Raw genomic sequence first — 4,749 nt, 5'->3', positions numbered from 1 at the left:
ACTCTCGCGAAGCCCGGCGTTTCCACGTCTGATGTCCTTCCTGTGGTCTCCGACACCGTTGCCGAGGTCGTCGAGCCTTCGGGCGTCGACGGCGTCTCGTCAACGGCGGCCGAGGCATCCGTCGCGCCGGAGTCGATCGTCGCCTCCACGGCCGAGCAGGTCGCCGAGGCGCCGGTCGCCGTGCCCGTCATGGTCGAGCCCACGCCGCACGTCGCGGCAGAGCCCGCCCAGGTCACGGCGCCGTTCGAGCTGCTCGAGCCGGTCGACGTGCCTGCGCCCGCGAGCGTGTCGCCGGCCGACGAGCGTGTCCGGGCCGAGGGAGCCGAGGCATCCGGTGTCGACGCCTTCGAGGCCGCGGCCCGCCTCTTCTCCTTCACCGGCGAGACGCCCGTGCAGCGCCCCGCCGCAGAGCCGATTGCGCAGCAGCTCGCCGACGAGCCGGCCGCCGAGGCATCCGGGACGCCTGCCGGTCACCACCGGGCGAAGAAGCGTACGCCTCGTCGTACGTCGGCTCCCGCCTCCCGCGCCACGCGTACGCGGCCGACGGGCAAGCGCATTGCCGCCGCCTCGTTCTCCGTGGCGGTCGTGGGCGTCGTGGGGCTCCTCACGGTCGGGATGACGCTCCCGCAGCAGGCGATCGCCGCCGTCAGCAGCGACGACACCGTGACGAACGCCGCAGCCACGCAGATGGCGGGCGACGTGGCCGCGAACGACACCGCCAAGATCCAGGCCTACGTCGCGCCGGCCGATGCCGCGCCGGTGTCGAGCGACGACCTCGACCGCTCCGGCAACTACAGCACGGGCACATTGGTCGAGCTCGCCGGCACGACGGGCATCTCCAACCTGTCGAGCAAGTGGTTCACCAACAACCCGGCGTGCGCGGTGCAGTGGCCCTTCGCCGTCGGCGTTCCGATCACGTACGGCTTCGGTCCGCGGCCCGGCGAGTTCCACGAGGGCGTCGACTTCACGCCCGGCGCGGGTGCGCACATCCAGGCCATCGCCGATGGCACTGTCCGCGTCGCGACGGAGGCCGGTGGCGGCTACGGCGTGATGATCATCATCGATCACATCATCGACGGCAAGCTCGTCTCCAGCCGCTACGCCCACATGCAGCACGGTTCGCTGCAGGTGCACGCGGGTGAGAAGGTGCAGGTCGGCCAGTACATCGGCCGGACCGGCAACACCGGCTTCTCGTTCGGTGCGCACACGCACCTCGAGATCCTCCAGAACGGCGTGACGCCGATCGATCCGCTGCCCTGGCTGCACCAGCACGCCACCTGCTGATCGGCTCCGGTCGATTGAAGAGGCGGCCGTCGGCTCTGATATCCTCTTCTAGTTGCCTGGACGCGTCCGGGCACGCCCCGATAGCTCAGTGGCAGAGCACTTCCATGGTAAGGAAGGGGTCGTCAGTTCAATCCTGACTCGGGGCTCGCAGCATCCGAATCTTTGATTGCGGATGCGTCGCGGCAGGGTAGCTCAGTTGGTGAGAGCGCACGACTCATAATCGTGAGGTCGCGGGTTCAAGCCCCGCTCCTGCTACAGAATATTGGGAACCTGGCGTTTCGGCTCCGCCCAACCCAGCTATTACCCAGCGAAATGCGAGCGCTATGCTCGCGTCCATGGGGACTGAGTACTGGTACGTGCATCTTCCTTCTGGGGCAAAGTTGCGCGGCGAGACGCCGATGGATGCCATCAACCGCGAGCTCAATGAACTTGTCGGCCGCGGGTGGGAGCCGGTAAGCATCACCTCGCCATACCCGAACCAGTCGATCTACGTGATGCTCAAGAAGGTTCCGTCATGAGCGACCGGAGCCTCCCCGGCGTGCAGCGCAAGCGCGGGGGAATCCCTCCCTGGGGCATCCTTCTGATCGTCGGCGCGGTGGTGCTCTTGATCTGGGTCGTGGCCGCCTCCGCCGGGGGCGGCTCGCGCTCTGGCGATGGAGGCGATTCCAAGTACACGCAGACGTGGGGCAAGAGCTACTCGGACACCAGCTGCAACGACTGGAACACCGCTATGAGCGAGAAGCAGCGATGGGCGGCAGCTGCCGACATGCTCACGGGCGCGCGGAACAAAGGCGATGGCGGAGAAGGCGTCCCCCCAGACTCCCTCGTCGATGTGTTTGAGAGCGGGATCACCACCGCCTGCATCACGGATGGCCCGATCACTGACATCGCGGTTGGCCTCTACCTCACCGAAAGGCAGCGCTTCGCCCCGTAACCCGGTGCGCGGTGATCGCGTCGTGCGCCTGCCCCTCGAGCGACGCCGCCGCGCGGCGTAGGAGCACGTAGTACCGCACCGGCGTGACCCCCAGATGCCGACGGATCGCTTCCTCCTTGCGGCCGGAGTGCCGCGGCCACGCTTGCTCGAAGTCGAGCAGGTCACGCTCCCGTCACGAGCTCAGCCTGGTGTAGCGCCGCAGGAACTGGACGCGGGTGCATCCTCCACTGCGCGTGTCGTCCAGCGTGCACCACCCAACCTCGGCCCCACCGAGCCACTCGTCTCCGTAGACGACGTAGACGAGGGAACCGTCGCTGTTGCGCATCCACACGTCCCCACGCCTCACAACAGGCGGCTCCCCAGTCCCCATCCCTGCATCTTCCCTGAGGGGTCCGACATTGCCCTACGCTGTGGCGATGACTGTCACCGTCAACTACGCCGCGTTCGTCTCCCGCCTCAAGACCGACGGCGCGGTCCAGATCGCGAAGGACGACCTGCCAGCCCCGCTCGACGAGTTCCGTCGTGAGCTGCGCCGCGCCGGGCGGGCCGCGGGCATGCGGGTCCTCTCCTCAGCCCAGACTCGATGGTTCATCGCCTGGGACCCGGACCATGTGGTATCTGACGAGCGGATGCGAGCCGCGATGGATGCGGTCTCGCTCGACCCGAAGGACGGGTAGAGCGCCCTGACACTGTCGGCGGGGTCGTCGTATCCTTGACGTCCGAACCAGGGCCCTTACCGGAACCGAAGACAACGACACCATCACGGGCTCCGCGCTAGTCGACACCATCGACGGGAGAGGAGGAAATGACACGCTTACTGCTGGTGTCGGCGACACGGTGTATGGGGGCGATGGAGCCGACACGATCATCAGCTCCGCATCCTCCACGCTCATCGGGGGAGCAGGCAACGACACCATCACCGGCGGCACGATGATCGGCGGTTCCGACCAGATCACGGGGGGCGCAGGCAACGACACCATCGAAGGCGGTCTGGGAAACGACGTATATCACTGGTCCCGCGGTGATGGAACGGACACGATCTCTGACAGCGGAGCCGGATCCAACAATGGCGGAACTGACCGGCTGCGCCTGCACGGAGTTTCCCCCGAGGAGGTATCGATTCCCGTGCACACCGCTGGAAACGACGTATCGGTCACCATAGCGGAGTCGTCGCCTGGCGCCGCGGACGGAGGCACGGTTGTCCTGAAGGACTCTTTCGAATCCACCACCACCAAAGGCATCGAATCGATCGAGTTCGACGACGGCACCGTGTGGACGACAACCGACATCCAAGCCAAGGCGCTCACCGGCACCTCCGGAAATGACACCATCAACGGATTCGGCCTCAGTGACCTCATCGAAGGGAAAGCAGGCGACGACATCGTCGACGGCGTCAGTGGAGCTGACACCGTCCGATGGCAACGGGGCGACGGGAATGATCGCGTTCTGGACTCAAGCTACAGCGGATCGAACGTCGACACGCTCACGATCGTCGGCGTACTGCCGACCGACGTGTCGGGCGTCGTACAGCGGTTCGGGATACAACCTTGTACTCACGGTCTCAAGCTCACCGGGAGGAAGCGACGGCGGATCGCTCACTCTTGTCAACGTGCTCACATCGACCACACCAGGCAATGGAATCGAGCAGGTCAAGTTCGACAACGGCGTCGTCTGGGATCGGGCTCAGCTATACCAATTCGCCCACCCGAACTAGGCGCCGGCGGCCACCATCATTTCCGTGACAGCCTGTGGCTACCCTGTCTGACGAGGATGCAGAGCCCGAGGAACAATCCCGTCCGGCGGCGGATGCCGGGTGGCTCGTCTTCGGCAATGGCCGCCTACTACTTGCTAATGACAAGACACGTCTAACGGGCTGGGGATCTGGGCGGGCGAAGATTCCGCAGTACCACAATCAGTACGCGCGATTCCGTGGGTTCGTGTACATGACTGCGGACAACGCCGGCGCCATCCCCTGGAACACAATCAAGACGAGCGTCGACCCCGACAGTCCTATTTGGGGTCAGGTCTTGATCCACATGATCGCAGCCGCCCGCGGTGTTATCGATCTGCTGAACCAGGCAAAGGCCGAGCGACGCCTAGCCACTGACGACATGGCAACCCCGACCTTGGACGCCATTAGGTCTGCGACCCCTGTCGATGCGACGACTTTCATCGACGTGCAATTCTCAATGTCAATCGCAGACTTGCGAGACGGGCTAACGGTGAGTGCTGTATTTCCGGCGCCGAACCCAGAGCTTGCAGATGCCTGGAAGAAGATCCAGTACACAGTGCTTCTGCAGGCGTTCGACGAACTCTCTGGCGCTCTTGGTATGTCGAACGCCTCGGAGATAGGCCGGTTGTCGTTCGACGCGTTCCACGCCGCAAAAACGTGGGCCAGGCCGAGCGCGCTGCATGCGGCGCCGCCCCGCGTCCCCTCCTCCCCGCTCACGCTCTTTCGTACGTCGACCACGGAGGCGCGTTCGCCGACCGCACCGCGATGAGGGGATAGCTCGAAAGCTCCGGCGCCATTT

The 4,749-nt window shown here is 65.4% G+C and carries 7 protein-coding genes, 2 tRNA genes and 1 pseudogene; 9 read left to right on the top strand and 1 reads right to left on the bottom strand.

The annotated features are described in order from the left end of the window. The 5 genes from BGN95_RS23975 to BGN95_RS23955 all read left to right on the top strand — a co-directional run. On the top strand, nt 1-1,284 hold a 1,284-nt coding region (locus BGN95_RS23975; RefSeq protein ID WP_286774258.1), incomplete at its 5' end, for a M23 family metallopeptidase. 74 nt (nt 1,285-1,358) lie between these two features. Next, nucleotides 1,359-1,430, top strand: a tRNA-Thr gene (locus BGN95_RS23970). Between the two features lie 35 nt (nt 1,431-1,465). After that, nucleotides 1,466-1,539: transfer RNA gene (locus tag BGN95_RS23965), tRNA-Met, on the top strand. A gap of 68 nt (nt 1,540-1,607) precedes the next feature. After that, nucleotides 1,608-1,802 (top strand): NUDIX hydrolase, encoded by a 195-nt coding sequence (locus BGN95_RS23960; protein ID WP_286774257.1) that lies wholly within the window; start codon nt 1,608-1,610, stop codon nt 1,800-1,802. Further along, nucleotides 1,799-2,218 (top strand): hypothetical protein, encoded by a 420-nt coding sequence (locus BGN95_RS23955; RefSeq protein ID WP_286774256.1) that lies wholly within the window; start codon nt 1,799-1,801, stop codon nt 2,216-2,218. Before BGN95_RS23960 ends, BGN95_RS23955 begins: the two co-directional genes overlap by 4 nt. Here the strand turns inward: BGN95_RS23955 and BGN95_RS27175 are convergent. Continuing rightward, complete coding sequence (locus BGN95_RS27175; RefSeq protein WP_292870833.1) at nt 2,190-2,378, bottom strand: DUF3263 domain-containing protein; 189 nt, start codon at nt 2,376-2,378, stop codon at nt 2,190-2,192. The genes BGN95_RS23955 and BGN95_RS27175 overlap by 29 nt on opposite strands. A gap of 256 nt (nt 2,379-2,634) precedes the next feature. Between BGN95_RS27175 and BGN95_RS23950 the strand changes: the two genes are divergently transcribed. From BGN95_RS23950 to BGN95_RS23940, 4 genes and pseudogenes are all read left to right on the top strand, one after another. Then, a complete protein-coding gene (locus tag BGN95_RS23950) occupies nt 2,635-2,895 on the top strand; it encodes a hypothetical protein (RefSeq protein ID WP_286774255.1) in 261 nt (86 codons plus the stop codon). A gap of 31 nt (nt 2,896-2,926) precedes the next feature. Further along, a pseudogene (locus tag BGN95_RS27170) lies at nt 2,927-3,619 on the top strand (calcium-binding protein); the annotation flags it as partial. Further along, on the top strand, nt 3,540-3,932 hold the full coding sequence (locus BGN95_RS27165; protein WP_353744742.1) for a calcium-binding protein: 393 nt from the start codon (nt 3,540-3,542) through the stop codon (nt 3,930-3,932). The pseudogene BGN95_RS27170 and the gene BGN95_RS27165, both read left to right, overlap by 80 nt. Before the next feature lie 229 nt (nt 3,933-4,161). Continuing rightward, nucleotides 4,162-4,719 (top strand): hypothetical protein, encoded by a 558-nt coding sequence (locus BGN95_RS23940; RefSeq protein ID WP_286774253.1) that lies wholly within the window; start codon nt 4,162-4,164, stop codon nt 4,717-4,719. The last annotated feature ends 30 nt before the right edge of the window (nt 4,720-4,749 follow it).

Source organism: Sphingomonas sp. 66-10, assembly GCF_001897045.1.
Lineage (GTDB): Bacteria > Pseudomonadota > Alphaproteobacteria > Sphingomonadales > Sphingomonadaceae > Sphingomonas > Sphingomonas lycopersici.
The sequence above is the reverse complement of the archived record's forward strand: the minus strand, read 5'-3'. Positions and strand labels throughout refer to the sequence as shown.

What these genes read in the sequence shown, in the direction of transcription:
- BGN95_RS23960 (WP_286774257.1), top strand. Translation starts at nt 1,608, where the DNA reads ATGCTCGCGTCCATGGGGACTGAGTACTGGTACGTGCATCTTCCTTCT.
- BGN95_RS23955 (WP_286774256.1), top strand. Translation starts at nt 1,799, where the DNA reads ATGAGCGACCGGAGCCTCCCCGGCGTGCAGCGCAAGCGCGGGGGAATC.
- BGN95_RS23950 (WP_286774255.1), top strand. Translation starts at nt 2,635, where the DNA reads ATGACTGTCACCGTCAACTACGCCGCGTTCGTCTCCCGCCTCAAGACC.
- BGN95_RS27165 (WP_353744742.1), top strand. Translation starts at nt 3,540, where the DNA reads ATGACACCATCAACGGATTCGGCCTCAGTGACCTCATCGAAGGGAAAG.
- BGN95_RS23940 (WP_286774253.1), top strand. Translation starts at nt 4,162, where the DNA reads ATGACTGCGGACAACGCCGGCGCCATCCCCTGGAACACAATCAAGACG.